This is a genomic window from Nocardioides sp. N13(2025) (assembly GCF_051912545.1).
GTDB lineage: Bacteria > Actinomycetota > Actinomycetes > Propionibacteriales > Nocardioidaceae > Nocardioides.
The window spans coordinates 2,797,891-2,823,820 of sequence record NZ_CP196809.1; the positions used below are offsets into that span (position 1 = coordinate 2,797,891).

General features: G+C 72.3%; 24 protein-coding genes, 1 tRNA gene and 1 pseudogene. 10 read left to right on the plus strand and 16 right to left on the minus strand.

The features are described from left to right. Positions 1 to 3: 3 nt before the first annotated feature. From ACS3YM_RS13615 to ACS3YM_RS13625, 3 genes are read right to left on the minus strand one after another with little or no spacing between them, the layout of a single operon-like run. Positions 4 to 420 (minus strand): VOC family protein, encoded by a 417-nt coding sequence (locus ACS3YM_RS13615; RefSeq protein ID WP_439936970.1) that lies wholly within the window; start codon positions 418 to 420, stop codon positions 4 to 6. Positions 421 to 426: 6 nt separating this feature from the next. Further along, a complete protein-coding gene (locus ACS3YM_RS13620; protein ID WP_439936971.1) occupies positions 427 to 1,197 on the minus strand; it encodes a 3'(2'),5'-bisphosphate nucleotidase CysQ in 771 nt (256 codons plus the stop codon). Positions 1,198 to 1,207: 10 nt separating this feature from the next. Continuing rightward, positions 1,208 to 1,981: a helix-turn-helix domain-containing protein gene (locus tag ACS3YM_RS13625; RefSeq protein WP_439936972.1), complete on the minus strand. Its 774-nt coding sequence runs from the start codon at positions 1,979 to 1,981 to the stop codon at positions 1,208 to 1,210. Positions 1,982 to 2,431: 450 nt separating this feature from the next. On the opposite strand from ACS3YM_RS13625, the gene ACS3YM_RS13630 reads away from it, so the two are divergent. Further along, positions 2,432 to 3,859: a sensor histidine kinase gene (locus ACS3YM_RS13630; protein WP_439936973.1), complete on the plus strand. Its 1,428-nt coding sequence runs from the start codon at positions 2,432 to 2,434 to the stop codon at positions 3,857 to 3,859. Continuing rightward, entirely contained in the window at positions 3,837 to 4,520 is a 684-nt protein-coding gene (locus ACS3YM_RS13635) for a response regulator transcription factor (protein ID WP_439936974.1), read from the plus strand. Before ACS3YM_RS13630 ends, ACS3YM_RS13635 begins: the two co-directional genes overlap by 23 nt. 426 nt (positions 4,521 to 4,946) lie before the next feature. On the opposite strand, the gene pth is transcribed toward ACS3YM_RS13635, so the two are convergent. Beyond that, positions 4,947 to 5,549: an aminoacyl-tRNA hydrolase gene (gene pth, locus ACS3YM_RS13640; RefSeq protein ID WP_439936975.1), complete on the minus strand. Its 603-nt coding sequence runs from the start codon at positions 5,547 to 5,549 to the stop codon at positions 4,947 to 4,949. Between the two features lie 123 nt (positions 5,550 to 5,672). Further along, positions 5,673 to 6,368 (minus strand): 50S ribosomal protein L25/general stress protein Ctc, encoded by a 696-nt coding sequence (locus ACS3YM_RS13645; protein ID WP_439936976.1) that lies wholly within the window; start codon positions 6,366 to 6,368, stop codon positions 5,673 to 5,675. Between the two features lie 241 nt (positions 6,369 to 6,609). Here ACS3YM_RS13645 and pepN point away from each other — a divergent pair, with 241 nt between their 5' ends. Beyond that, a complete protein-coding gene (gene pepN / locus ACS3YM_RS13650) occupies positions 6,610 to 9,009 on the plus strand; it encodes an aminopeptidase N (protein WP_439939890.1) in 2,400 nt (799 codons plus the stop codon). 109 nt (positions 9,010 to 9,118) lie between these two features. Here pepN and ACS3YM_RS13655 read toward each other — a convergent pair whose 3' ends face one another. The 4 genes from ACS3YM_RS13655 to ACS3YM_RS13670 all read right to left on the minus strand — a co-directional run bounded on the left by ACS3YM_RS13655 (position 9,119) and on the right by ACS3YM_RS13670 (position 13,711). Further along, the gene (locus ACS3YM_RS13655) at positions 9,119 to 10,090 is read right to left on the minus strand and encodes a ribose-phosphate diphosphokinase (protein WP_439936977.1); all 972 of its coding nucleotides are present in this window, start codon (positions 10,088 to 10,090) and stop codon (positions 9,119 to 9,121) included. A 110-nt stretch (positions 10,091 to 10,200) separates the two neighbouring features. Continuing rightward, positions 10,201 to 11,637 (minus strand): bifunctional UDP-N-acetylglucosamine diphosphorylase/glucosamine-1-phosphate N-acetyltransferase GlmU, encoded by a 1,437-nt coding sequence (gene glmU, locus ACS3YM_RS13660; RefSeq protein WP_439936978.1) that lies wholly within the window; start codon positions 11,635 to 11,637, stop codon positions 10,201 to 10,203. Between the two features lie 36 nt (positions 11,638 to 11,673). Beyond that, the gene (locus ACS3YM_RS13665) at positions 11,674 to 12,270 is read right to left on the minus strand and encodes a uridine kinase family protein (protein WP_439936979.1); all 597 of its coding nucleotides are present in this window, start codon (positions 12,268 to 12,270) and stop codon (positions 11,674 to 11,676) included. A gap of 61 nt (positions 12,271 to 12,331) precedes the next feature. Beyond that, positions 12,332 to 13,711: an MBL fold metallo-hydrolase RNA specificity domain-containing protein gene (locus ACS3YM_RS13670; protein ID WP_439936980.1), complete on the minus strand. Its 1,380-nt coding sequence runs from the start codon at positions 13,709 to 13,711 to the stop codon at positions 12,332 to 12,334. 110 nt (positions 13,712 to 13,821) lie between these two features. Here ACS3YM_RS13670 and ACS3YM_RS13675 point away from each other — a divergent pair, with 110 nt between their 5' ends. Beyond that, positions 13,822 to 15,477 carry a SulP family inorganic anion transporter gene (locus ACS3YM_RS13675; RefSeq protein ID WP_439936981.1) on the plus strand — a complete coding sequence of 552 codons (1,656 nt, stop codon included), beginning with the start codon at positions 13,822 to 13,824 and terminating at the stop codon, positions 15,475 to 15,477. On the opposite strand, the gene ACS3YM_RS13680 is transcribed toward ACS3YM_RS13675, so the two are convergent. Then, on the minus strand, positions 15,478 to 16,830 hold the full coding sequence (locus ACS3YM_RS13680) for a glycosyltransferase (protein WP_439936982.1): 1,353 nt from the start codon (positions 16,828 to 16,830) through the stop codon (positions 15,478 to 15,480). Next, entirely contained in the window at positions 16,827 to 17,126 is a 300-nt protein-coding gene (locus ACS3YM_RS13685) for a hypothetical protein (protein ID WP_439936983.1), read from the minus strand. Before ACS3YM_RS13685 ends, ACS3YM_RS13680 begins: the two co-directional genes overlap by 4 nt. Before the next feature lie 210 nt (positions 17,127 to 17,336). Here ACS3YM_RS13685 and ACS3YM_RS13690 point away from each other — a divergent pair. Both ACS3YM_RS13690 and ACS3YM_RS13695 read left to right on the plus strand, forming a co-directional pair. Further along, positions 17,337 to 18,059 (plus strand): annotated as a pseudogene (locus ACS3YM_RS13690) (DUF4389 domain-containing protein); the annotation flags it as partial. A 782-nt stretch (positions 18,060 to 18,841) separates the two neighbouring features. Further along, a complete protein-coding gene (locus tag ACS3YM_RS13695) occupies positions 18,842 to 19,849 on the plus strand; it encodes a zinc-dependent alcohol dehydrogenase (protein ID WP_439936984.1) in 1,008 nt (335 codons plus the stop codon). A 69-nt stretch (positions 19,850 to 19,918) separates the two neighbouring features. On the opposite strand, the gene ACS3YM_RS13700 is transcribed toward ACS3YM_RS13695, so the two are convergent. After that, positions 19,919 to 19,997: transfer RNA gene (locus tag ACS3YM_RS13700), tRNA-Gln, on the minus strand. Between the two features lie 177 nt (positions 19,998 to 20,174). Here ACS3YM_RS13700 and ACS3YM_RS13705 point away from each other — a divergent pair. The 4 genes from ACS3YM_RS13705 to ACS3YM_RS13720 are packed head-to-tail and all read left to right on the plus strand — an operon-like array spanning position 20,175 to position 23,653. Beyond that, entirely contained in the window at positions 20,175 to 21,146 is a 972-nt protein-coding gene (locus ACS3YM_RS13705; protein ID WP_439936985.1) for an ABC transporter ATP-binding protein, read from the plus strand. Beyond that, on the plus strand, positions 21,139 to 22,047 hold the full coding sequence (locus tag ACS3YM_RS13710; protein WP_439936986.1) for a hypothetical protein: 909 nt from the start codon (positions 21,139 to 21,141) through the stop codon (positions 22,045 to 22,047). The genes ACS3YM_RS13705 and ACS3YM_RS13710 overlap by 8 nt, the downstream gene beginning before the upstream one ends. After that, positions 22,044 to 22,955, plus strand: a complete 912-nt coding sequence (locus ACS3YM_RS13715) for an ABC transporter ATP-binding protein (RefSeq protein ID WP_439936987.1) — start codon at positions 22,044 to 22,046, stop codon at positions 22,953 to 22,955. Before ACS3YM_RS13710 ends, ACS3YM_RS13715 begins: the two co-directional genes overlap by 4 nt. Then, positions 22,952 to 23,653 (plus strand): ABC transporter permease, encoded by a 702-nt coding sequence (locus ACS3YM_RS13720; RefSeq protein ID WP_439936988.1) that lies wholly within the window; start codon positions 22,952 to 22,954, stop codon positions 23,651 to 23,653. The genes ACS3YM_RS13715 and ACS3YM_RS13720 overlap by 4 nt, the downstream gene beginning before the upstream one ends. On the opposite strand, the gene ACS3YM_RS13725 is transcribed toward ACS3YM_RS13720, so the two are convergent. The 4 genes from ACS3YM_RS13725 to ACS3YM_RS13740 are packed head-to-tail and all read right to left on the minus strand — an operon-like array spanning position 23,637 to position 25,895. After that, positions 23,637 to 24,035 carry a hypothetical protein gene (locus tag ACS3YM_RS13725; protein WP_439936989.1) on the minus strand — a complete coding sequence of 133 codons (399 nt, stop codon included), beginning with the start codon at positions 24,033 to 24,035 and terminating at the stop codon, positions 23,637 to 23,639. The two genes, ACS3YM_RS13720 and ACS3YM_RS13725, sit on opposite strands and share 17 nt — an antisense overlap. After that, a complete protein-coding gene (locus ACS3YM_RS13730; RefSeq protein ID WP_439936990.1) occupies positions 24,032 to 25,300 on the minus strand; it encodes a hypothetical protein in 1,269 nt (422 codons plus the stop codon). The genes ACS3YM_RS13725 and ACS3YM_RS13730 overlap by 4 nt, the downstream gene beginning before the upstream one ends. After that, positions 25,297 to 25,593: a hypothetical protein gene (locus ACS3YM_RS13735; RefSeq protein WP_439936991.1), complete on the minus strand. Its 297-nt coding sequence runs from the start codon at positions 25,591 to 25,593 to the stop codon at positions 25,297 to 25,299. The genes ACS3YM_RS13730 and ACS3YM_RS13735 overlap by 4 nt, the downstream gene beginning before the upstream one ends. Continuing rightward, positions 25,590 to 25,895, minus strand: a complete 306-nt coding sequence (locus tag ACS3YM_RS13740) for an SAV_915 family protein (protein WP_439936992.1) — start codon at positions 25,893 to 25,895, stop codon at positions 25,590 to 25,592. The genes ACS3YM_RS13735 and ACS3YM_RS13740 overlap by 4 nt, the downstream gene beginning before the upstream one ends. Positions 25,896 to 25,930 lie beyond the last annotated feature (35 nt).

Below are 25,930 nucleotides of genomic sequence, written 5' to 3' on the forward strand. Positions count from 1 at the left end.
GCGTCAGTCGCGGGCCGGCGGCGGCGGTCCGGCGTCGACCTCGGCCTGGGTGCGCAGGATGCAGAACTGGTTGCCCTCGGGGTCGGCGAAGACCACCCACCCGGTGCCGGGCCCGTACTGCCCGCGCTGGTCGGCGACCTCCGTCGCGCCGAGCCCGCGCACGCGCTCGACCTCCTCGTCACGGGTGCCCTCGCGGGGCCGCAGGTCGAAGTGGATCCGCTTGGCCGGCAGTTCCGGGTCGGGCACCTCGATGAAGAGGATGCTGTGGCCGGTCTCCGGGTCGACGATCATGCACTCCTCGTGCCCCGGCTCGTTGGGATCGCCCTCGACGTCGACGTAGCCCAGCAGGCCCTTCCACCACTCGGAGAGCGCGTAGGCGTCGTGGCAGTCGACGGTCGTGTGCAGGACGAAGGACGTCATGGGCGGTCAGTCCGTCCCGTGGCGGCGCACGAAGTCGACGATCTGCTCGGCGAGCTCGGGGCGGCACACGATCAGGTCGGGCAGCGAGGTGTCGTCCTCGTTGTAGACGAGGGGCGAGCCGTCGACGCGGCTGCAGTGGAGCCCCGCCGCCCGCGCCACCGCGACCGGCGCGGCGTTGTCCCACTGGAACTGCCCGCCGGCGTGGACGTAGGCGTCGGCGACGTCACGCACGACGCTCATCACCTTGACCCCGGCGCTGCCCATCGGCACCAGCTCGGCGTCGAGCTCGGCGGCCAGCGCCTCGACGAAGGCAGGCGGACGGCTGCGTGAGACGGCGATGCGCGGACGCTCGGAGGTGCGCGGCGGCACGACGCTGGGGCGGCCGGTGTTGAAGGTCTCCCCCAGTGCCGGCTGCGCGACGGCACCGGCCACCAGGTCGCCGTCCTCCCAGAGGGCCACGTGGACCGCCCAGTCGTCGCGGGGCGGCTCGGAGAACTCGCGGGTGCCGTCGAGCGGGTCGATGATCCAGACCCGGCGGGCGGTGAGCCGGGTCTTGTCGTCGGCGGCCTCCTCGGACAGCACTGCGTCGTCGGGCCGGTGCTCGGTGAGGATCCGGTCGAGCTCGGCCTGCGCGGCGGCGTCGCCGGCGTCCTTGAGGGCCTTGCCCTCGAGCCCCTGGGCCTGTGCCCCGGCGCGTACGTCGAGCAGCACGGTGCCGGCGCGTTCGGCCGCCCAGGCGGCGAAGGCGTGGTCGTCGAGCGTGGTGGGATCGATCATGTCGCGCAGCCTATCGACGCGAGGAGACCCCCGACTCATCAGCCAGTGCCAGCCTGGGTCGGGGCACCAGCTCGGCGTCCTGGCCGACCTCGTAGACCTGGCGGAGCATCGCCACCGCCTCGAGCTGGGACTTCGCGCCGAGCTTGGCGCGCAGCGTCTTGACGTGGCTGCGCACGGTCCCGTCGGTCACCCGCAGCAGCTCGGCCACCTCCCAGACGCGCCGGCCCGAGGCCAGGAGCTCCAGCACCCGCAGCTGCTGCGGCGACAAGGTGCCCAGCATCGTGACGAGACGCTGGCGCCTGTCAACCGCCTGGGACCAGGCCGTCTGGAGCTCGGCGCGGGTTTCAGGTTCCATCAAGGATTCACCGGCAGTGAACCGCTGCACCACGTCGGCCAGCTGGTTGATGGTGGTGGCCATGGTGACGACGTCGACCGCGGGGTCCACCAGGGTGCCTCCCCAGCCGATGGCTCCCGGGCTCGAGGTGACGATGACCACGCGCACGCCTCCCATCGAGACGAGCCGACCGATCTCCTCCACGGCCCCCTCGCTGTCCAGGCCGTCGAAGAGGGCGACGACGTGCTGCGTCGCGCCCCGGTCACGCTCGGCGCCGACGTCGTGGGCGAGGGTCTCCCACGCTCGGAGCTCCACGTGAGCGCCCACGGACCGCAGGGCTGCCGTCACCGCCTGGGCGACGAGCAGGTGTGGTGAGACGACCCACGCAGTGATGGCGTCGTCCGACTCCCGCGCCACGTCGACGCGGCTGTCGGGCGCTGGGTTGCTCATCCCGCCTCCCTCGTGCCGAGCAATGGACAAACCCTGACGAGTCGAACCGCCCGTCAGTGCCCCGCCCGCCGAAAAGTGCACCTAATTGGGGAGGCGGGCCGACCCTGCTCCGGACGCTGATCAGGACCCCCGGACGGCCCCGGTGAAGGTGAACTTGGCACGACATGTGGGTGGACTTGGAGTGTCCTGAAGAGGGACTTGACCAAGCCTTCCGGAGCCCTTCAAACCGCGGACCAGACCGGGTCTACCCGATTCTCGGTAGGGGCGCACAATCGATGGAAGATCCCCATATTGGGGGGTCCAATCGTGATCCGGGGAGCCCGGGCCGCCGCAGATCTTGGGAATCTGGGCGGCGGGGATCCTCGAGCATCAGCAGGTTGGTCACGGGTTTTTTGGGGGGGTGGACACATGCTCGGGGTATTTGAAGAGGCGCGACGCCGGCGGATCGGCATGGGGATCACAGGGGTGGTCTCGTTCCTGGTCCTGTTCTACGTCGGGTCAGGACAGCACGTCTGGCAGCTGCGGTCCGACGGAGCGGCGCTGCCGCCCCTGGCCGACGGCCTGGTCGGCGGTGCGTTCGCGGCCGGCGCCGCGTGCGCGGCGATCGCCACGTGGCGCAAGCACGCCGGGCCGATGAAGGCCTGGGTCATCGCCGCCGGGGCGCTCGTCGCCGGCCAGTCGCTGCTGGTGACGGTCATCGCGCTGGAGGACGTCCCGCCGCGCGGGTCCCTCAGCCTGGCCCTGCTGCTCGGGGTCGCGGTCGCCGGCCTGGTCGCAGTGGTGGGACCACTGCTCGGGCTGGTCAGGATCGCCCAGGTGGTGGACGACGGCGTCGTGATCGGCCTGGGGATGGGCCTGGTCGCAGCCGGGCACCTCCTGCTGCAGTTCCCGCTCTCGCCGACGCCGGCGGTGCTCATGCAGGTGACGATCGGCGTGCTGGTCACCACGCACGTGGCAGCCGCCGCGCTCGTGCTCGGGCAGCACTCGCTCCCGGTGACGACGGGTGCGCTGGTCGGCGCCACCGTGCTGGTGGTCGACGCCGGACAGCTCGTCCACGCACTCGGTCTCATGGACACCGGGTGGGACGCGGCCATGTCCGTGGGTCGGGCCGCAGCCGGGGCCGCCTGGCTCGCGTTCGCCTGGGTGAGCCTGCGGCGCGGGCTCGACGAGGACCGGCGACGCCTCAACACCTTCGAGCACGTCCTGGTGGCCACGACCCGCGAGCAGCGCGAGCGCCTCCACGAGCTGCGCAGCACCGTGGCGGGCCTGGTCAACGGCTCGGAGCTGCTCGACCGCACGGACATGCCGGCCGACCTCCGCGACCGCCTCTGGTGCTCGGTGCGCCGCGAGCTCGACCGCATGGACCGCCTGCTGTCGGGCAAGGTCGACGACGCGACCGACATCGACCTCGACGAGGCACTCGGCATGATCCTGGACCTGCAACGGCTCAAGGGGCGCCAGGTCGAGTTCCGCAGCCACGGCGACGTGGTGCGCGCCCGCTTCGACGCACTCGCCGAGGTCGTCAACATCTTGATGGACAACGCCGTGAACCACGGCGGCACCGACAAGAGCGTCGTGGAGGTCGTACGCCGTGACGACGAGACCGTGGACATCACGGTGACCGACTTCGGCCGCGGCATCCCCGAGGAGCAGAAGGCGAAGATCTTCGACTGGGGCAAGCGCGGCACCGACTCCACGGGCGAGGGCATCGGCCTCAACGTGGCCCAGCGCCTCATGACCGAGGACGGGGGATCGCTGCGGCTGGCCGACAGCAAGGGCGCGGGCTCCTGCTTCGTCATCTCCCTGCCCGCCGCCCGTCGGTCTCCCGAGAACGACCTCACGATGGAGGACAGCGGTGCCTGGCAGCGCTCGGGCTGACCACCGGGTGCTCATCATCGATGACCACGTGCTGTTCGCCGAGTCGCTCGAGCTCGCGTTGTCGCTGGAGGGCTACGACGTACGCCGCCTCGAGCTGCCCGCCGAGGGTGGCTCGATGGCGACGCTGCGGTCCCTGGCGCTGCGCGCCAACCCGCGCACGGTCCTGCTCGACCTCGACCTGGGCAGGTTCGGCGACGGGGTGAACCTCATCGGCCCGCTGGCGAAGGCCGGCATCAACGTCGTGGTGCTCACCGCCTCGGAGGAGCTCGGGCGCTGGGGCGGCTGCATGCGCCTGGGCGCCCGCCGGGTGCTGCCGAAGAGCGGGGCGCTGCAGCAGGCGCTGGCGACGGTCCGCAGGCTGCACCAGGGCCTCCCGGTCACGAGCCGCGACGAGCTGGAGGCCCTGCTCGACGCCTGGGCCCGCGAGCGGCAGGCCCACGACGACCTGCGCCGCCGCCTCGACCTCCTCACGCCCCGCGAGCGGCAGGTGCTGGGGGCGCTGATCGAGGGACGTACGGTGCGCGCGATCTCGCAGGAGAGCGTCGTCTCCGAGGCGACGGTGCGGACCCAGGTCAAGTCGATCCTCAACAAGCTCGAGGTGTCCTCGCAGCTGGCCGCGGTCGGGATGGCCAACCAGGTCGGGTGGAAGCAGGGCGCCTGAGCGCTGTGCCGGACCCGTGACGCGATTGCGGCGGTCGAGGAGGGGGAACCTCGACCGCCGCCACTGGTTCGCTTCGGGCACGCGACGAGGCGTGGGGGTCCTCGCCATCCTTTGCGACCACGAGAAGACGGCCAGAGCAGGACAGTACGTACGTTGCGAATCAGCGATGGTGCACCGTTCAACAGGGTAGTTTCCCGCCCCGCTCGGTGCCCATCCCAACGACTGGGTATCTCTTCCGGCGCATACTTTCCAGCCGGGCTTTCGAACCACGAGGACCGCCGTCAGGACGGTCCTGCCGACGGTCCCGGACGCTGGCGTGCCGCCCCCGGGGGGAGCGGCACGACACGGATCTTCGTCGAGGACGAGTCCGGGCGCGAGATGTCCGCAGGTGCTTTCACCTCTATTGGTGAGCCCCCCTGGCGGCGGTCAGGAGTTGAACCGCTGCTGGGTCTTCTCGAGGCCGTCGGTGATGAGCGACTCGACCGCGTCGGCAGCGTCGGAGACCTGGAACGGGAGCTCCTTGCGCTCCACCGTGGAGTAGTTGGAGAGGACGAAGTCGGCGACGTCCTGGCGCCCCGGCGGGCGCCCGATGCCCGCCCGGACCCGGTAGAAGTCCCCGGTCGCGAGCGAGGAGCGCATCGACTTGAGCCCGTTGTGCCCGTTGTCCCCACCGCCGAGCTTGACGCGCAGGGTGCCGAACGCGATGTCGAGCTCGTCGTGGATCGCGATCACGTGGTCGGGCGCCACCTTGTAGAACGTGGCGAGCGCCTTGACCGGGCCACCGGACTCGTTCATGTAGCCGCGACCGCGCGCGAGCACGACGCGCGGGCCGCCGAGCCCGAGCCGGCCCTCGACCACGTCGGCGCGACCGGACTTGTGGCTCCTGAAGGGTGAGCCCATGCGGCGGGCCAGCTCGTCGGTGACGAGGTAGCCGATGTTGTGGCGGTGGCCTGCGTAGGCGGGGCCGGGGTTGCCGAGGCCGACCACCAGCCAGACGTCATTGGCGGGGGCGTCGCTCACGGCGTCCATCCTTCCATCGTGACCGGGCACTTCCTCGCGCTGGGAAACGCCGACCGGGCAGTCCCTCGCGTTGTAGCGCGAGCAACCGCCCGGTCAGTGAGTGTCAGCGCGAGGAAGTGCCCGCTCGGTGGGTCACTCGGAGTCGGTGGCCTCGCCGGACTCCTGGGCGGCGTCCTCGGCCTTGGCCTCCTCCTGCGCCTCGGCGATCTCCTCGGTGGAGGGCTCGTGCTCGATGCCGGCCTCGGCCTCGGCCTCGGCGAGCTCGGCCTCGAGGGCCTCTGCGGAGACCTGCTGGGTCACGTTGACGATGAGCAGCTCCTCGTCGGCGAGCAGCGTGGTGCCCTTCGGGAGGTCGAGGTCCTTGGCGTGGACCTGGGTGCCGATGGCGGCGCCCTCGACGGAGACCTCGAAGAACTCGGGGATGTGGGTGGCCTCGGCCTCGACGGAGACCACGGCGTTCTCGGTGACGACCAGCGTCTCGGGAGCGGCGTCGCCGACGACGTGGATCGGGACATCGACGGTGACCTTCTCGCCGCGCTTGACCGCGACGAAGTCGAGGTGCTCGATGACGCGGCGGATCGGGTCGACCTGGATGTCCTTGGTCAGCGCGAGCTGCTCGGAGCCGTCGACGTCGAGCGACAGGAGCGCGTTGGCGCCACCGTGCTTGAGCGCCATCATGGTCTGGTGGCCGGGCAGGATCACGTGCACGGGCTCGTTGCCGTGGCCGTAGATGACGGCGGGGATCTTGTCGTCGCGGCGGATGCGGCGGGCGGCACCCTTGCCGAACTCGGTGCGGGGCTCGGCGGTGATCTTCTCGGGGGCAGACATTGCGGTACTCCTGGGGGTCGGGGTCTTCGTGCACGGTGTCGGTGGGCCCGGCGCTCCGGAGACGACGAACGCCGCGCTCCGGATCGGAGGCGCGGCGCAGTGAGACTGTTCCGGCCCAGTCGATCACGGAGTCCCAGTCGTTCGGGCTCCCTCGCCGAGGCAACCCGAGAACTCTAGACCCGGGCCCCGCGCGGGGTCGAATCCCCGATGACGGGCCCCCTAGGGTGGCCCGGTGCCCCTGATGCTCCCCGAGGCGCGCGAGCGCGCCGTCCTGCTGACCGACGTCCACACCCGGCTCCACCTCGACCTGACCTCGACCGAGGACTTCGGGGTCGAGGCGACCATCACCTTCGGCTGCACCCAGCCGGGGGCGTCGTCGTTCCTCGAGCTCAGCGGCGCCACGGACGTGACCCTCGACGGCGAGCCGGCGCCGTACGCCGACGGGCGCATCGCGCTGACCGACCTCGCCGCGACCAACACGGTCCGCGTCACCGCGCGGATGCCGTACGTCACCGACGGCGACGGCATGACCGTCACCATCGACCCCGCCGACGGCGAGCGCTACGTCTGCGCGCACACCTCGATGGACATCACCCAGAAGGTGATCCCGTGCTTCGACCAGCCCGACATCAAGTCCACCTTCGACCTCAGCGTGACGGCGCCCTCGCACTGGACCGTGCTGGCCAACGGGGTGCTGAAGGACCGTGACGGCGACACCTGGACCTTCGAGACCACGCCGCCGTTCTCGTCGTACCTCTTCACCCTCGTCGGCGGCCCGTGGGTCTCGGTGACGTGGGACGAGCCGTACGCGCCGGCGCCGGGCGGGACGCTGCCGTTCGGCTGGCACGCGCGGGCGTCGCAGGAGCGCGAGCTGCGGCAGTACGCCGACGAGCTGAAGCGGATCACCAGCACCTGCTTCCAGCACTACACCAGCATCTTCGAGCCGGAGTACCCCTACGCCGACTACCAGCAGGTCTTCGCGCCCGGGCTGAACTGGGGCGCGATGGAGTTCCCCGGGTGCGTCGTCTACCGCGACCAGGCGCTGAGCAAGGGCACCCCGACCGAGCTGGAGCGCGAGTGGATGGCCTCGACCATCGCGCACGAGATGGCCCACATGTGGTTCGGCGACCTGGTGACGATGCGGTGGTGGGAGGACTCGTGGCTCAACGAGTCGTTCGCCGACTTCATGGGCTACGACGTCGCCGGCGTGGCTGCCGGCTACACCGACGCGTGGACGTCGGCCGCCATCACCCGCAAGCCCACCGGCTACCGCGCCGACCGGCGCCGCTCGACGCACCCGATCGCCGAGGACACCGAGAAGATCGTCGACGTCGACACGGCCTTCGCCAACTTCGACATGATCACCTACGCCAAGGGCAACGCGGCGCTGGCGCAGCTGGGCCACTGGCTCGGCGAGGAGGACTTCCTCGCCGGCGTCAACCGCCACCTCACGAAGCACGCCTTCGGCAACGCCACGCTGGCCGACTTCCTCGACTCCCTCGACGCCGCGAGCGACCTCGACGTGCGCGCCTGGGCCGAGGCGTGGCTGCGCTCGACGGGCTTCGACACCCTGGTCGTGACGCGGGACGGCGACACGCCCGTCCTCACCCGGGAGGGCACGCGCTCGCACCGGCTCACCGTCTCGGCGTACGACGACGCGATGCGGCTGGTCGACTCGCGTGACGTGCTGCTCGGGGACGAGCCCGTGCGCCTCGAGGAGTTCGCCGGGAGGGTCGTGGTGCCCAACTCCGGCGACGAGACCTTCGCGGTGGTCCGGCCCGACGAGCAGTCGTGGGCCGCGATCACGGCCGGGCTCTCGTCGGTCGAGTCGCAGCTGACCCGCGCGATGCTGTGGTGGACCGCGGTCGACCTCGCCGAGTCGCAGGTGATCGGCGTCAAGGACCTCATCAGCCTGGCCGACCGCCACCTGCGGCCCGAGCGCCACCCGCTGGTCTTCGAGGGCGTGGTGCGCAACCTGCAGCTCGTCACGCGGCGCTACGCCGAGCCCGCGGAGGTCGCCGGCCACCTGGCCGTCATCGCCGACATCGCCCGCGGCGCGGTCGAGGAGGGCGACCCCCTGCTCGCACCCGGCGCCTCCCGCGCGCTCGCCCGCCTGAGCGCCGACACCGACTTCCTCGTCGACTGGCTGGCGCAGGAGGACGTCGACCAGGCCGTGCGCTGGGCCGCGGTCCACCGCCTCGCCGAGCTCGGCGAGCCCTCCTACGTCGACCCCGAGGCCGAGCGCGACAAGTCGGTGTCGGGCCACCACGCCGCACTCGCGGCGCGCGCCGCCGTACCCACCGCCGAGGCCAAGGCCGAGACGTGGGAGCGGCTGATGGGCGGCGAGCTCAGCACCCACGAGCTCGACGCCGTCGGCGCGGCCTTCTGGGGCTGGGAGCAGGCCGAGCTGGTGCAGCCCTACCTGACCCGCTACCTCACCGACGGCCTCGCGCTCGCCCAGCGCTCCGGGCAGGCGATGGCCGACAGCATCGGCGACATCTTCCCGCGCCTGCCCCTGGCCCGCGACGTACGCCGTGAGCTGCGCGACGCGGTCGCCGACGCCCTCGCCAGCGGCGAGGTGCCCACGGTCCTCGCCCGGGCGTGGAACGACGCGCTCGACGACCTCGACCGGACGCTGTAGCCGCTCTTGCGGTTTCCCCGCCTATGCGGGGACGTTCGAACTTCTGGGGGTTTGCACGCCCCCAGAAGTCTGGGTTTCCCCGCATAGGCGGGGAAACCACGAGGAGCGATCAGGCGTGGCCGTCGAACATCGAGGTCACGCTGCCGTCCTCGAAGACCTCGCGGATGGCGCGGGCGATCAGCGGCGCGATCGAGAGCGTGGTGAGCTTGTCGAACTGCTTCTCCGAGGCGACGGGGAGCGTGTTGGTGACCACGACCTCCATGGCGGAGGAGTTCTTCAGCCGGTCGACCGCGGGGTCGGAGAGGATCGGGTGGGTCGCGGCGATGATCACGCCGGCGGCGCCGTCGGCCATGCAGGCCTCGGCGGCCTTCACGATCGTGCCGCCGGTGTCGATCATGTCGTCGGTGAGGATGCAGATCTTGCCGGTCACGTCACCCACCACGCGGTTGGCGACGACCTCGTTGGCCACGTCGATGCGGCGGGTCTTGTGGATGAACGCCAGGGGTACGCCGCCGAGGCGGGCCGACCAGCGCTCGGCGACCTTGATCCGGCCGGCGTCCGGGGAGACCACGGCGAGCTGCTGGTCGCCGTACTTCTCCTTGACGTAGTCGGTGAGGATCGGCAGCGCCATCAGGTGGTCGACGGGGCCGTCGAAGAAGCCCTGGATCTGGTCGGCGTGCAGGTCGACCGTGATCAGGCGGTCGGCGCCGGCGGTCTTGAAGAGGTCGGCGATGAGGCGCGCCGAGATCGGCTCGCGACCACGGTGCTTCTTGTCCTGGCGGGCGTAGCCGTAGAACGGCATGACCACCGTGATCCGCTTGGCCGAGGCCCGCTTGAGGGCGTCGACCATGATCAGGTGCTCCATGATCCACTCGTTGATCGGAGCGGTGTGGCTCTGGATCACGAAGGCGTCACACCCGCGGACGGACTCCTCGTAGCGGACGTAGAGCTCGCCGTTGGCGAACGCCCTGGCGTCCTGGGGGACGAGCCCGCACTCGAGGAGGTCGGCGACCTCTCCGGCGAGCTCGGGGTAGGCCCGTCCGCTGAAGACCATCAGGTTCTTCTCGGTCGTCCGCTTCATTCCGGTCACGCGACGCGACTCCTCGCTGTGCTGGTCAGCCTCGGGGGTGGCTAGGTTCGGAGGTGCTGGCAGAAGTCTCGCTCACCCGCGGGCCATCCGCGAGCCCGGGGTCACCCGTCGGTCTTCTCCTCGCGTTCACGAGCCGTTCGCGCGGCCTCCGCCTGGGCGGTCCCGGCCCGCCTGGACTCGGTCCAGCCCTCGAGGTTGCGTTGCGCCGAGGCGCTGACGCCGAGCGCCCCGGCGGGCACGTCACGGCGTACGACGGTGCCGCCCGCCGTGCCTGCCCCGTCCCCGATCGAGACCGGCGCGACGAAGGTGTTGTTGGAGCCGGTCCGCGCGTGCCTGCCGATGGTGGTGCGGTGCTTGGCGACGCCGTCGTAGTTGGCGAAGATCGTGCCGGCGCCGATGTTGGTGCCCTCGCCGATCTCGGCGTCGCCGACGTAGGACAGGTGCGGCACCTTGGCCCCGTCGCCGATCTGGGCGTTCTTCGTCTCCACGAACGTGCCGATCTTGCCGGCGACCCCGAGCTGGGTGCCCGGGCGGAGGTAGGCGAACGGTCCCACCGTGGCGCGGTCGCCGATCACCGCGAGCTCGCCGTGGGTGCGTACGACGCGGGCGCCGGCGCCGACCTCGCAGTCCTTCAGCGTGGTGTCGGGGCCGACCACGGCGTCCTCGCGGACGACGGTCGCGCCGAGGAGCTGGGTGCCGGGCAGGATCGTGGCGTCGGGCTCGATCACCACGTCGGCCTCGATCCAGGTGGTGGCCGGGTCCATGACGGTGACGCCGTCCTTCATCCATCGCGTCACGATGCGGCGGTTCAGCTCCTTGCCGAGCTCGGCCAGCTGGGCGCGGTCGTTGGCGCCCTCGGTCTGGGCGACGTCGTCGATGAGGTGCGCGCCGACGGTGAGGCCGTCCTCGCGTGCCAGGCCGACAGCGTCGGTGAGGTAGTACTCGCCCTTGGCGTTGTCGTTGGTGATCCGGGGCAGCGCCGAGACGAGGAACTCCGCGTCGAAGGCCAGGATCCCGGAGTTGATCTCGTCGATCGCCTGCTGCTCGGGCGTGGCCTCCTTCTCCTCCACGATCGCCTCGACGTCGCCCTCGGCGTTGCGGACGATGCGGCCGTAGCCGAACGGGTTCTGCACCCGGCCGCTGAGGATGCTCACGGCGCGCTGGGCGGCCTCGTGCTCCTCGGCGAAGGCGCGCAGCGACTCCCCCTCCAGCAGCGGGGTGTCGCCGGCCGCCACGATCACGGTGCCGGTGGTCGTGCCCGCGGCCTCCATCGCGATGCGTACGGCGTGGCCGGTGCCCTCCTGCTTCTCCTGGACCGCCAGCACCGCGTCCGGCAGCATCTCCGTGATGTGCGGGCCGACCTGCTCACGCTGGTGCCCGACGACCGCGACGACCCGGGTGGGCTCGACGGCCTGCACGGCGGTGAGCACGTGCCCGATCATGGAGCGCCCCGCGATGGGGTGCAGCACCTTCATGGTCTTCGACTTCATGCGGGTGCCGCCACCTGCGGCGAGGACGATGACGGTGAGGTTGTCCATGGGCGCAGTCTGTCACCGGCTCGCGGACGCGCGAACTCAGTGCGTGCCGGCCGCCGGGATCACCAGGTCCGCCAGCCGTTCGGGACGCACGTCGGCCGCGTAGTCGTGCCCCTCGGGGATCCACTTGGTGTCCCACAGGTCGAGCTCGGCCCGGTCGTCGCCCTGCAGGACGTTGCGCGCCTTCGCCCGGGCGCCGGCCGTCGCCGGGTCGAGGTCGACCCACACGGTCAGGTCGAACCAGTCGCGGGTGCGGTCGTGGACGAGGCGGATGCCCTCGACGATCAGCACCGGCGGCATCGGGTGGTCCTCGACGCCGGTCTCCCCCGTCCACCACCGGTAGTCGAATCGCAGCCGGTCCGACCCCTCGCGCACGCTCCGCACCAGTGCCTCGATCAGCGGCCAGTCGTGCTGCTCCCACATCCCTGCCTCCGGCCCGCACGTCGTCGCGTAGAAGCAGTCGGTGGGGACCACCTGGTCGGGGGTCAGCCCCAGGTCGGCGCCGAGCGCCAGTGCGAGGGTCGACTTCCCCGCACCCCCGTGGCCGCTGATCCCGACGACCGGGACGCGGTCGCTCGTCGTCATCAGCGCGCGGATGCGTGCCAGCAGGTCGTCGTACGTCGTGGGGGTGGCCATCGCGGGCCATGGTGCTGGTCGTGGGGCCGGGGGCGCCACCCGATTCCCTCCAGCCGCCGGGTCAGTCGATCCGCACCCGCTCCTCGTGCCGCGGCACGACCGCGTTGCAGTCGAGGCGGGCCCGGACCCGTTCGGCGAGGGCCTCGGCGGCGTGCTCCTCGCCGTGGACGACGTAGACGCACTCGCACCCCTCGGCACCGGCGAGCCAGTCGAGGACCTGGCTGGAGTCGGCGTGGGCGGAGAAGCCCCGCACGTTGGCGACCTCGGCCCGCACCCGGACGTACTTGCCGTGGATCTTGACCTGGACCGCCCCGTCGGCGAGCTGGCGGCCGCGGGTGCCGGCCACTTGGTAGCCGGTGAGCACGACGCTGTTGCGGCGGTTCGGCAGCTGGTGCTCGAGGTGGTGGAGCACCCGGCCGCCCTCGGCCATCCCCGACGCCGAGATGAGGATGCACGGGTGCCGCGCGTCGTTGAGGCGCGCCGACTCCCCCGGGTCGCGCACCAGCCGCAGCTTGCCGGGGTCGAAGGGCGCCGGGTCGCGCACGACGGAGTCGCGGAAGTCGCTGCCCGGGCCCAGCGCGCCCCGGTAGACGTCGAGGGCGGCGAGCGCCATCGGGCTGTCGACGTAGACCGGGACGTCGGGGACCCTCCCGTCCTCCACCAGCTCGCGCAGCACGTGCAGGAGCAGCGGGGTCCGGTCGACGGCGAAGGCCGGCACCAGGGCGGTGCCGCCGCGCTTCACGGTGCGGGTGATGACGTCGGCCAGCTCGTCCTTGCCCAGTGCTGCGTGCAGGCGGTCGCCGTACGTCGACTCGACCACGACGTGGTCGACCGGCCCGAGTGGCACGGGGGGCTCGAGCAGCGGGTGGTCGGGCCGTCCGAGGTCGCCGCTGAAGGCCGTCGTGCGACCCTCGACGGTGACCTCGGCGAAGCGCGAGCCGAGGATGTGGCCGGCGCGGCGCAGCACCACGCTCGCCGGACCTGCCTGCACCGGGTCGCTGCCGGCCACCGGTCGCAGCATGCCCAGCGCCCGCTCGGCGTCGGCGGTGTCGAAGAGCGGTCGGGGGTCGGCGTGCTTGGACACCCGGCTCTCCCGCGCCCACTGCGCCTCCTGCTCCTGCAGGTGGGCGGCGTCGAGCAGGACGATCCGCAAGAGCCTGGCCGTCTCCTCGCTGCACACGATGTCACCCGTGAACCCGGCGCGGGCCAGCACGGGGAGGTAGCCGGAGTGGTCGAGGTGGGCGTGGGTCACCACGACGGCGTCGATGCTCGCCGGCGCGACCGGGAGCGGGTCCCAGTTCCGCCTGCGCCAGGCGCGATCGCCCTGGAACAGGCCGCAGTCGACCAGGAGGCGCCGGCCGTCGGGGGCCTCGACGAGGAACTTGCTGCCCGTGACGGTGCCCGCTGCACCGAGGAACGTCAACGTGGTGGACGGCGACATCGAAGTGCCCCCTCTCGGTGCTGGGTGCACGCTAGGTTGCCGTCAGGAGCCTGCCCACGACAGGGCCGAAGGTCTCGAACCGGTGAGGACGCTCGACGCAGGAGGTCGCGATGACGTGGCCCGGCACCCTGCGACCGCCCGAGCGGCGGGCGCTGCGCGGCGACGTCGTCGCGGGGATCACCGTCGCGGCCTACCTCGTGCCCCAGGTGCTGGCGTACGCCGGACTGGCCCGGGTGCCACCGGAGGCGGGCCTGTGGGCGGCCTTCGTCGCGCTCGCGGTCTACTTCCTGGTCGGGTCGTCCCCCCAGCTCTCGGTGGGTCCCGAGTCGACGACGGCCCTGATGACCGGCGCCGCGCTGGCCACCATCACCGTGCCCGGCGGGTCGCCGCAGGACACTGCCGCGCTGCTCGCGATGGCGGTCGGCGCCGTGTGCCTGCTCGCGTGGGTCGGCGGGCTCGGCTTCCTCGCCGACCTGCTCTCCAAGCCGGTGCTCGTCGGCTACATGGCGGGCATCGCCGGGCTGATGGTCCTGTCCCAGGCCGGGCGCGGGACGGCCGCCGACATCCCTTCCGGCGAGCCGCTGGCGGAGGCGTGGTGGCTGGCGCAGCACCCGTCGGCGGTCCACCTACCGACCCTCGCGGTGTGCCTCGGCACCCTGGCCGTGCTGCTGCTCGGCGCCCGGCTGTGGCCCACTGGGCCGGTCCCGCTGCTCGGCATGCTCGTCGCGACCGTCGCCGTGGCGATCGCCCGGCTCTCCGAGGACGGGGTCGCGGTGGTGGGTGACCTGCCGTTCGCGCTGCCGGAGGTCGGCCTGCCGTCCGTGTCGTCGCTGGGGTCGTGGGCGCTGCTGACCACCGCGCTCGCCATCGCCGTGGTCGGCTTCACCGACAACGTGCTCACCGCCCGCGCCTTCGCGGCCCGGCACGACGACCGCGTCGACGCGCGGCGCGAGCTGCTCGCGCTCGGCGCCGCCAACGTCGCGGCCGGCGTGGTGCACGGCTTCCCGGTCAGCAGCTCGGGCAGCCGGACGGCGATCGTCGACGCCGTGGGCGGCCGGTCCCGCTGGGCCGGGCTGTCCACGCTCGGTGCCGCGCTGGTCCTGGTCGTGGCGCTGCGCCCGGTGCTCGCCCGCTTCCCCGACGCCGCCCTGGCCGCGGTCGTCGTCTACGCCGGCCTGCGGCTGATCGACGTGAGGGAGTTCGTCCGGATCGCGCGCTACCGGCGCACGGAGCTGGCCATCGCGCTGGCCACCACGATCGGTGTGCTCGTCATCGGGGTGCTCGAGGGCGTGCTGGTCGCGGTCAGCCTCTCGCTCGTCGACGTGTTCCGCCGGGTGGCGCGGCCGCACGACGCGGTCGAGGGGCTCGTGCCCGACCTGGCCGGCATGCACGACCTCGACGACTACGAGACCGCCGTGGCCGTGCCGGGCCTGCTGGTCTACCGCTACGACGCGCCGCTGTTCTTCGCCAACGCGGAGAACTTCCTCGCCCGCGTGCGGGAGTCGGTCGTCGCCTACGACCCGGAGTGGGTGCTGCTCAACGCCGAGGCGATCGGCGAGGTCGACCTCACCGGGGCGGACGCCCTCGAGACGCTGCGCGCCGAGCTCGCGGACAAGGGCATCGTCCTGGCGCTGGCCCGGCTCAAGCAGGACCCGCGCGACGTCCTGCAGCCGAGCGGCGTGCTGGACCGGATCGGGGCCGAGCACATCTTCCCGACCCTGCCGACCGCGCTCGAGGCCTTCCGCGCGGCCACCGGCCGGGAGTGACTACACCTCGCCCATCAGCTGCGCGAACAGCTCGACGTACTGGATGAGGTGCCGGTCGGCGAGGTAGTGGTCGCGCACCCGCTCGTGCGCGGCGCGTCCCATCTCCTCGCACCGGTCGGCGTCGGTGAGCAGCGACGACAGCGCGGCCGCCAGCTCGGCGCCGTCGTGCGGGTCGTCGAGCAGCAGGCCGCTCACGCCGTGCTCGACCTGGTCGCGGATGCCGCCGACGGCGGACGCGACCACAGGCCTGGCCTTCCACATCGGCTCGGTGACGGTGAGGCCGAAGCCCTCCGCGAGGCTCTTCTGGACCACCACGGTCGCCCAGCGCTGGAGGGCGTTGACGATGCGGGCGTTGTCGTCGAGGTCGTCCATCGGCACCGACACGAGGTGGCTCCGCTCGCGCGCCCGCTCCGGGAGCGAGCGCCACCGGGCGCGGCACTCCGCCAGCACCTCCGCCGCCTCCGGGTCGTCGGCCACGCCGCTGGTCTCGGGGCCCGCCAGCACCAGGTGGACGTCGGGCGGGAGGTCCTCGAGGTGCGCGGCGAACGCGTCCAGGACACCCACCATGTCCTTGAGCCGGTCCCAGCGGCTCACCTGGAGCACGACGCGACCGTCCGTGGGCAGCGCGTCGCCCTCGACCACCAGCCCCTGGCGGTGGACGAGGGCCTCGACCTCCCCGTCGTCGAGGTCCTCGTTCTTGGGGCTGAACGGGTCCAGCGACGGCGGGATGACCCGCAGCCACCGCCGGTCGACCCAGTCGGGGGCGAACGACTCCCGCGAGAAGATGGTGGCCTGCGCCGGCTCGACCAGCTCCCGCAGGAAGCCCCACGCCTCACGGGTCCACTCGTTGTGCTCGTCCAGGCCGACGTGGCAGCGCCACACCACCAGGGCGCCCCGGTCCCTCAGCTCGCGCGCCAGCCCGGCCGTCTGCGGGTCGTGCAGCAGGACGACGTCGCCGCGGCGCACCCGGTCCACCACCTCGCCGCGCTGGCGCGCCAGCGTGACGTCGTACGTCGCCCGCGCGTCGGCGTCGAGCCGGCCCCCGTCACCGGGGACGCCGTGCAGCCGGTTGTGGATCCTCTTGGTCACGGTGAAGAAGGCGGGGTCGCCGCCCACGACCAGCCAGCGGATGTCGACCCCCGCCCCCGCCGCGTAGGCCACGAGGGTGTGCAGCATCTCCGCGACGCCACCGCCGCGCGCGGTCGAGTTGATGTTCCAGATGGTGCGCCCCTCGAGCAGTCGCTGCGCCACCGCGACGTACGTCTCGAGCCGCTCGACGCGCTCCGGCGTCAGCAACGGCGCCAGGCGGTCCAACGGGACCGGCGCCACGGTGACCTGCTCGACGCCGCTCATGCGGGATGCCTCGGTCGGGGCAGCTCGATCGCGTTGCCGACCCGGACCTGCACGCCGGGCGCCTCTTGCCGGGCGACCTCGAGCGCCTCGTCCATGAGCCGGATCATCCTCGCCCGCGCCGCGTGGTCGCTCTCGGGCACGGCCGGCTCGACGAGCTCGATCGCACGGTCGGAGAGCTGGGCCCGTCGCGCGGCCTCCCTCACGAGGTCGTCCAGCTCCGGGACGTCGTCGACCACGACCCGGACGCAGCTGGGCCGATGGGGGGCGGGCGGGCCGGGGGCGGGCGCGTGCGTCATGAAGAGTCCTCCACTGGTGTCGGGGGTTCGAGTCTCACCCCCCCTGTGGCGGGCCGTAAGGGTCCTAGGTCCCACGGCCGGCCGGGACGCAGAACACGTGCCGTTCGGCCCTGCCCCCCTCCTCCCGTCGGCGGCACGATCGAAGGGAGGCAGCGGCTCCCGGGCTTCGTCACGCACGCAGCCGGGGAGCCGCGGAAGGAAGGACTCATCATGACCACCTCGACGGCTCCCCCGACCTACCCCGTGCACGTCGACGCCGACCTCGACCCCAGCCTGAGCCGGGGCCTGTGGCTGGTGAAATGGCTCCTCGCCATCCCCCACTACATCGTGCTGGCCTTCTTGTGGGTGGCCTTCGCCGTGCTGAGCGTGGTGGCGTTCTTCGCCATCCTGTTCACCGGCCGCTACCCCCGCGCGATCTTCGACTTCAACGTCGGGGTGATGCGCTGGAGCTGGCGCGTCTCCTACTACTCCTACAGCGCGCTCGGCACGGACCGCTACCCGCCGTTCACCCTCGCCGAGGTGCCGGACTACCCCGCGCACCTCTCCGTCGACTACCCCGAGCGGCTCTCGCGCGGACTGGTGCTGGTGAAGTGGTGGCTGCTGGCCATCCCGCACTACCTGATCGTGGCGCTCTTCGCCGGTGGCGTCGCGTACGGCGTCAGCGGGGCCGACGACGAGGCCTGGATCAGCATCAGCCTGATCGGCGTGCTCGTGCTGGTCGCCGCGGTCGTGCTGCTGTTCACCGGTCGCTACCCCCAGCAGGTCTTCGACCTCGTGCTCGGGCTCAACCGCTGGGTGCTGCGGGTCGCCGGCTACGTCTCCCTGATGACCGACCAGTACCCGCCCTTCCGCCTCGACATGGGCGGACACGAGCCGCACGCCGCGGTGCTCGCGCCGCCCGCCGGCCAGTCCCCCAGCCACACCACCAGCCCACCCACCAGCCCACCCACCAGCCCACCCACCACCGTGACGCCCCGCCACGGGGCGCCCTCGTACTCGGGACCGCGGCCGCCGAGCTACCAGCGGCCCGCCACGTCCGGCCCCAGCGGCTGGACGGCCGGGCGCGTCGTCTCGGCGGTCATCGGCTCCCTGCTCGTGCTCCTGGGGCTCGGCTTCGCCGGCGCGGGCGGCACCCTGGCCCTGGCCGGGGCCACCGAGCGTGACGACGGCTTCCTGATGACGCCCTCGACCGCGCTCGACAGCGACACCTACGCCATCACCTCCGAGGACGCGCAGGTCGACACCGAGGGCGCTCCCTCGTGGGTGCCGTCCGTGTGGCTCGGCGAGGTCCGGATCCACGCCCGCTCAGACGGCGACGTCCCGCTCTTCGTAGGCGTCGCTCCGACCTCGGACGTGTCGGGCTACCTCGGCGACGTCTCCCGCGACACCCTCCGCGAGTTCCGTGTCGGCAAGGCCGTGCTCGAGACCACTGACGGGGGCGCCCCCGCCACGGCGCCCGGCGACCAGACGTTCTGGGTGGCGCAGGCCACCGGCACCGACACCACGCTCACCTGGGACCTCGAGGACGGCGACTGGACCGTCGTGCTGATGCGCGAGGACGGCACGAGCGGCGTGTCGGCCGACGTCTCCACCGGGGCCGAGCTGCCCGTGCTCAACGCCGTGATCGCGGTCCTCTTCGTCCTCGCCGGCCTCAGCCTGCTGGTCGGCGCCCTGCTCATCGCCGTACCCGTCCGCAACGCGTCAAGGAGAACATGATGAAGGCTGCCGTCGTCCCCGCCCTCGGAGCGCCCCTGGAGATCCGCGACCTCCCCGTCCCCGAGCCGGGCCCCGGCCAGGTGCTGGTCCGCATCGAGACCTGCGGGCTGTGCCACACCGACATCCACGCCGCCCGCGGCGAGTGGCCGGTCAAGCCCAAGGACCTGCTCGTGCCGGGCCACGAGGGGGTCGGCGTGATCGAGGAGGTCGGCGACGGCGACCTCCCCGTCACGGTCGGCCAACGCGTCGCCCTGCCCTGGCTCGGGCACGCCTGCGGCCACTGCCGCTACTGCGTCGGCGGCTGGGAGACCTACTGCACCAGCCCGGCCTACATGGGCTACACGATGGACGGGGGCTACGCCGAGCACGCCGTCGCCTGGGCGAGCCACGTCGTGCCGGTGCCCGACGCGGTGACCTCACGCGACGCCTCGCCGCTCACCTGCGCCGGCGTCACGACGTACAAGGGGCTCAAGGTCGCGAAGCCGCAGCCCGGCGAGACGGCGATGGTGGTCGGGATCGGCGGCCTGGGGCACCTCGGCCTGCAGTACGCCCGCATCTTCGGCTCGCGCACCGTCGCGGTCGACGTGCACGACGAGAAGCTGCAGCTGGCCAAGGACCTCGGCGCCGACCACGTGATCGACGCCCGCGGCGACCAACAGGCCGAGATCGAGGCGATCGGCGGCGTCGACGTCGCGCTCGTGACCTCCCCGTCCCCGGCCGCGATGCGGGCCGCCCACGCCGCCCTCAACCCCAACGGCCGGCTCGTGCTCGTCGGGCTGCCCGCCGACAACCGCCTCGAGCTGCCGGTCTTCGAGACCGTGCTCAAGGGCATCTCGGTCATCGGGTCCTTGGTCGGCACCCGCAACGACCTCGCCGAGTGCTTCGACCTGCACGCCCGCGGCCTGACCCGGGTGGTCACCGAGGGCCGCCGGCTCGAGGACGTCAACGCGTGCTTCGACGAGGTGCTCGCGGGCGAGGTGCCGGCCCGCCTGGTGTTCGAGATGTAGGACGGCGACGTGCACGTCGTCCACCGCGGCCCTCCCCTGAGCCGCGGTGGACGGCCGAGGGGAGCTCGGCTCCCCGGGTAGGAGTCGAACCTACGTCGCTAGTCCTGATTCAAAGTCAGGCGGGCCCTGCCGGCAGACCAACCGGGGATTGATGGCAGCACCCTACGATCTCCGGGGTCCGTCATACGAAGCCAGACCCATGGGTCGGGGTTCGGATGACGGATCCGCCCCAGGTGGATCCGGTCGTCGATCTCCACGACACCTCCACACGGCTCGGGGCGATCCCTGATGCCCGCCATCGGTCCCGGCCGCTAGCGTGACGGACGTGACGGGGGAACTCATCGGGCAGCCGCCCATGCACCAGCCGGTGATCGCGACCGCCGGCCTCACCAAGCACTACGGGACGGTCCACGCGCTGACCGACCTGACGGTCGAGGTGGGCGAGGGCGTGACCGGCCTGGTCGGCGCCAACGGTGCGGGGAAGTCGACGCTGATCAAGATCCTGCTCGGCCTGCTCGAGCCGACCGGCGGCCACGCGCGGGTGCTGGGCCACGACGTCGAGCACGCCAGCCAGGAGATCCGGCGCCTCGTCGGCTACATGCCCGAGCACGACTGCCTCCCGCCCGACGTCAGCGCGAGCGACTTCGTGGTCCACATGGCCCGCATGTCGGGGCTCGGCGCCTCGGCCGCGCGGGAGCGGTCGGCCGACGTGCTGCGCCACGTCGGGCTCGACGAGGAGCGCTACCGGCCGATGGGCGGCTACTCCACCGGCATGAAGCAGCGCGCCAAGCTCGCCCAGGCGCTGGCGCACGACCCACGGCTGGTCTTCCTCGACGAGCCGACCAACGGCCTCGACCCGGCCGCCCGCACCGACATGCTCCGGCTGGTGCAGCGCATCGGCCACGACTTCGGCATCGCCGTGCTCGTCACCTCGCACCTGCTCGGCGAGCTGGAGCAGGTCAGCGACCACGTGATCGTGCTCGACGGCGGCCACCTGCTGCGCTCCAGCTCGACGGGCGACTTCCTCCAGCGCACCGGCAGCCTGCTGGTCGAGGTCGTCGGCACCGAGGCCGATCGCGACCGCCTCGGCCAGGCGCTGGCCGCGCGCGGACTGGTGTGCCGGCCCCGCGGCGCGATGGTCGCGATCGACCCGCCCCCGCCCGAGCTGGCCACCGAGGGCGCGGCGCACGACCTGATCCGCGACGTCGCCGCCGACCTCGGCCTCGGCCTGATGCGGCTGCAGCCCGACCGCCGCCACCTGGAGGACGTCTTCCTGGACGGAGGCGCCCATGTCTGACCTCACCCCCTCCGCCTCCGCGTCCCGGGCCGACCGCCCCGGCGTCATCCACGACCTCGGCTACCGCCGCTTCGACGGCGTGCGCGAGGGCACCGGCACCATCGCCCGGACCCTGTTCGTCACCGGCCTGCGCCACGCGTACGGCCTGGGTCGCTCGGGCAGGTCGAAGGTGATGCCCAACCTGCTGCTCGCGATGTCGCTCCTGCCGGCGCTCATCGTCGTCGGGGTCGTGGTCCTGACGGGCCTCACCACGCTCCCGATCTCGTACGCCGACTACACCAACCAGACCCAGCTGCTGGTCAGCCTGTTCGCCGCGGCCCAGGCCCCGGTCCTGTTCTCCCGCGACCTGCGCCACCGCTCGATCGTGCTCTACCTCGCGCGCCCGCTCGCCGCCCCCGTCTTCGCCCTGGTGCGGTGGCTCTCCCTCGCCGTCTCGGTCTGGCTGTTCATGGCCGTCCCGACGATCCTGCTGTTCCTCGGCGCGATGCTGGCCGGGCTCGACAAGAGCGACCAGGTCACCGCGCTCCTCAAGGCCCTCGTGCTGCAGGTGCTGCTGGCCACCCTGGTCGCCGGCATCACCGGGCTCATCTCCTCGGTCTCGCTGCGCCGCGGCTTCGCTGTCGTCGGGTCGGTGATGGCGCTGATCGTGCTCACCGGCGTGGTGACCGCCGTGCAGGCCATCTCGTGGAGCGAGGACGCCGACGCGGTGTCCGTCGCCGCCGGCCTCTTCTCCCCCTGGACCCTCTACAGCGGGCTCGCCGACGCGTGGGACGCGGGCATCGACGAGCTGGTGCCGGTCGACGGCGCCTGGGTGCCGGCGTACGCCCTGGTCGCGCTGCTGCTCGTCGCCGGCTGCCTGCTGGGGCTGGTCGCCCGCTTCCGGAAGGTCGGATCCGCATGAGCAACCTGGTCCTCGACTCGGCCTCGCGCTGGTTCGGCAACGTGGTTGCCGTCAACGACGTCTCGCTCACCATCGGCCCCGGCGTCACCGGTCTGCTCGGCCCCAACGGCGCGGGCAAGACCACGCTGCTGGCGATGATGGCCGGCTTCCTCGCCCCGTCGGCCGGGCACGTCACGCTCGACGGCAAGCCGGTGTGGCGCAACACCGAGATCTACCGGCAGATCGGGCTCGTGCCGGAGCGCGAGCTGAGCTTCGGCTACCTCACCGGGCGCCAGTTCGTCCGGGCCAACGCCGACCTGCACCGGCTGCCCGACGCGGCCGCCGCGACCGAGCGGATCCTCGAGGTGGTCGACATGGTCGAGCCGGCCGACCGCCGGCTCGACACCTACTCCAAGGGCATGCGGCAGCGGGTCAAGATCGCCGCCGCGCTCGTCCACGACCCGGCGGTGCTGCTCCTCGACGAGCCGTTCAACGGCGTCGACCCCCGCCAGCGGATGCACCTCATGGACCTGCTGCGACGCCTCGGCGACGAGGGACGCACGGTGCTCTTCAGCTCCCACATCCTCGAGGAGGTCGAGCGGCTGGCCCGCCACATCGAGGTCGTCGTCTCCGGGCGGCACGCCGCCTCCGGCGACTTCGGCGCGATCCGGCGGCTGATGACCGACCGGCCCGTGCGGTACGCCCTCCAGACCAGCGACAACCGCACCCTGGCCGCCGTCCTGATGGCCCAGCCGTCGGTGCGCGCGGTCAGCCTGGACGGCGACCACCTCGACGTGCAGGTGGACGACCTCGGCAGCTTCGCCGTCGGCCTGCCCAGCCTCGCCAAGGAGCACGACGTGACCCTCTTCGAGCTGTCCCCCAGCGACGAGTCGCTGGAGAGCGTCTTCGCCTACCTGGTGGCCCGATGATCAACACCACCATCGCCAAGCTCGCCCTGCAGGCCCTCCTGGGACGCCGCCGGTTCTACCTGCTGCTGGCCTTCCCGGTGCTGCTGATCGCGCTGGTCACCCTCGTCACGGTGCTGACCGACGGCGACGCGGCCTTCGACCTCCTGCCCGGCCTGGGCTACCCGCTCGTGCTGCCGCTGGTCGCGATCCTCGCGGCCTCCTCGGTGCTCGGGCCCGAGGTGGACGACGGCTCGATCGTCTACCTGCTCTCCAAGCCCGTCAGCCGCCACGGCATCGCGATCAGCAAGTGGGTCGTGGCGCTCGGGGCGACGCTCGCCGCAGGCGCGCTGCCGATCCTCGTCGGCGGGCTGGTCACCGGCGACAGCACCCGGGCGCTCGCCCTCTTCGTGGGCGCCGCCGTCGCGGGGACGACGTACTCCGCACTCTTCCTGGCGATCTCGGCCGTGACCCGGCACGCGGTCATCGCGTCGCTGATGTTCGTCCTGATCTGGGAGAGCCTGCTCGGCAACCTCTTCACCGGCATCGCCTGGCTGAGCATCGGCCAGTGGGGCGTGCGGGTGGGCCACGCGGTCAGCGACGCGCTGCCCGACCCGGCGAGCCTGCCCTACGCGGTCATCGCCAGCCTGCTGGTGACCGTCGTCGGGGTCTGGTTCGCCGGTGACCGGCTGCGGTCGTTCTCGCTCAGGGGCGACGAGTAGCCGATCCGGCCGCCGGGTCGTGGCGCCACAGGCGCAGGGCTGCCCAGAGCACGTAGGCGGCGGGGAGGCCCATGAGCACCGCCCACAGCCAGCTCTCCTCGACCGCGCCGACCACGCCGACCACGGCTGCCCAGGCGCCGAGGAGCAGGAGCGTGAGCAGTCCCGACGTACGCGCTGCGGGCGACGCCGTCTCCAGCGGTCGGGCCGCCATCACGGCCCCGAGCACCGCGACCGTCCCGAACACGACGAACACGGACGCCCAGGCCCTGCCGAAGGCGCTGTCGGCCTCCAGGACGAGGCCCACGCCCAGGGCGCAGGCCAGCAGCCCGGCCACCACGCCGAGGGCGGCGGAGACCTTCCCGATCCTGCGGTGCGCGGTCAATCGAACCAGCCTCCGATCGTCTCGCCGACGCTCGAGACGCCGTCGGCGATGGCGTCACCCGTGTCGGTGAGCGCCTCGACACCCTCGTCCCACGCCTGGCCGACGTCGGGCCCGTTCTCGAAGATCGAGTCGATCGCTCCGTCGGCGAAGATCGCGATGCCGGCACCGACGACGGTGCCGACGACCGCGCCCACTGCGGTGCCGACGCCGGGCACGACCGATCCCGCCGCGGCGCCGACGAGGGCGGCAGTGCCGACGCTCGCGCCGAAACCGGCGGCCGCACCGACACCGGCGGAGACGCCCTGGCTGACCGCGATCTGCGTCGTCGTCTCCCCCTCCTGCCAGTCGTTGTAGACGCCGAGACCGATGCCGAGCGGCCCGAGGACCTTGCCGGCCCGGCCGAGGTGGCGCAGCGCCCGCGAGTCGGCGAGCTCGTCGGCCTGGCGCAGCAGGTCCTGGGCCTCGTCGAGCTTGCCCTGGATCGCGAGCCGGTCGGCCTCCAGCCGAGCCTCGTCGAGGGTCTGGAAGAAGAACCACCTGCGCTTCATGTAGCGCTCCGGATGAGCCTGCAGGTCCTCGATGGCCCGGGTGGCGTCCTCGACGAGGTCCTCGGCGGACGCCAGCAGGCGCGAGCGGTTGACCGCGAGGGTCGCGCCGATGGCGGCGGCCGCGGTCTCGCCGACGATGTCGCCCAGGGTCAGGATCCAGGCGGCATGGGTGCCGGGGAGGTAGTCGTCCTGCAGCTCCCGGCAGGCCGTGGCGTAGAAGCGGTCGATCCGGGCGGCCTCGGACTCGGCGTCGTAGTAGGCCTGCAGCAGCTCCTGGTGGGCGTTGTAGGCGGCGACCCGGCGGTCGTGGTCCGCGACCTCCTCGGGGGTGCCCTCGAAGGACGACGGCGGCCGGGACGGACCTTCCCCGGGGTGCTCCACGACGAAGCCCGCGACGGTCAGGCCCTTGCCCCGAGCCGTGGAGCGCACGTCGCCCATCTGGTCCTGCGAGCGGCGCAGCTTCTCGGCGAAGTCGTCGAGGTCCCCGGCCATCTTCTTGGCGGCCGCAGCGAGCTCGTCGACCTTGTCGCGGGCGCGCCGCGCCATGTCGACGAACTCCTCACCGGCCGTCGAGCTCCACGACATCTCGGCGTTGCGGCGCGAGTCGTTGGCCGCGTCGGCTGCTGCAGTGAGCCGGGGCTCGAGGCTGCTGCGCAGCCACGTGGCGGCGCCCTCGACGCTGCCGGGGGAACCCTTGATCTCGGTCTCGACGCTCACGGCTCCATCACCTGGCGGATCCGGTCCATGCTCGCCGAGGACTCGGCGTCGGCGCGCTCGTAGTAGCCCCGCGCGAGCCGTACGGACTCGGCCGAGCCGGTGAGCGCCGCCGACACGTTGCCGGCGCTGGTGACCACCTGGCTGAGCATGCTGGCCACCACCGCGGTCATCGGTCCGGCGTCGACGCCCCGCGGGACGCTGCCGGCCAGTCCCTCGAGACCGCCCGCCGCGCCCTCGAGGTCACCGGCGATGGTGTCGAGGACGTCGAGGTCGACGTCGATGCCACCGCTCACGCCGTGGCCTCCGCGCCCTCGTGCTCGTCGCGCAGCCCCGGGTCGACGTCGAGGAAGAGCAGGTCGTAGGGCGTCTGGTCGTGGATGCGCTGCAGCGCCGCCACGTCGCACAGCAACCAGGGGGCGTCGGGGAGGTACCAGGAGTGGAGCCGGTCGATCGCGGAGTAGGTGTAGAGGGCCGTGCGACCGTCGGCGACCCGGTGCATCAGGACGCGGCGCGTCGCCACGTCGCCCTCGTCGGTCGTGGGCACGTAGACCACTGGCGGCAGGTGCGGCCGCTCCCGGGTCTGCTCGCTCGTCACGGAAGCTGTACTCCTCGGTCCGGTGGGTCACGTCG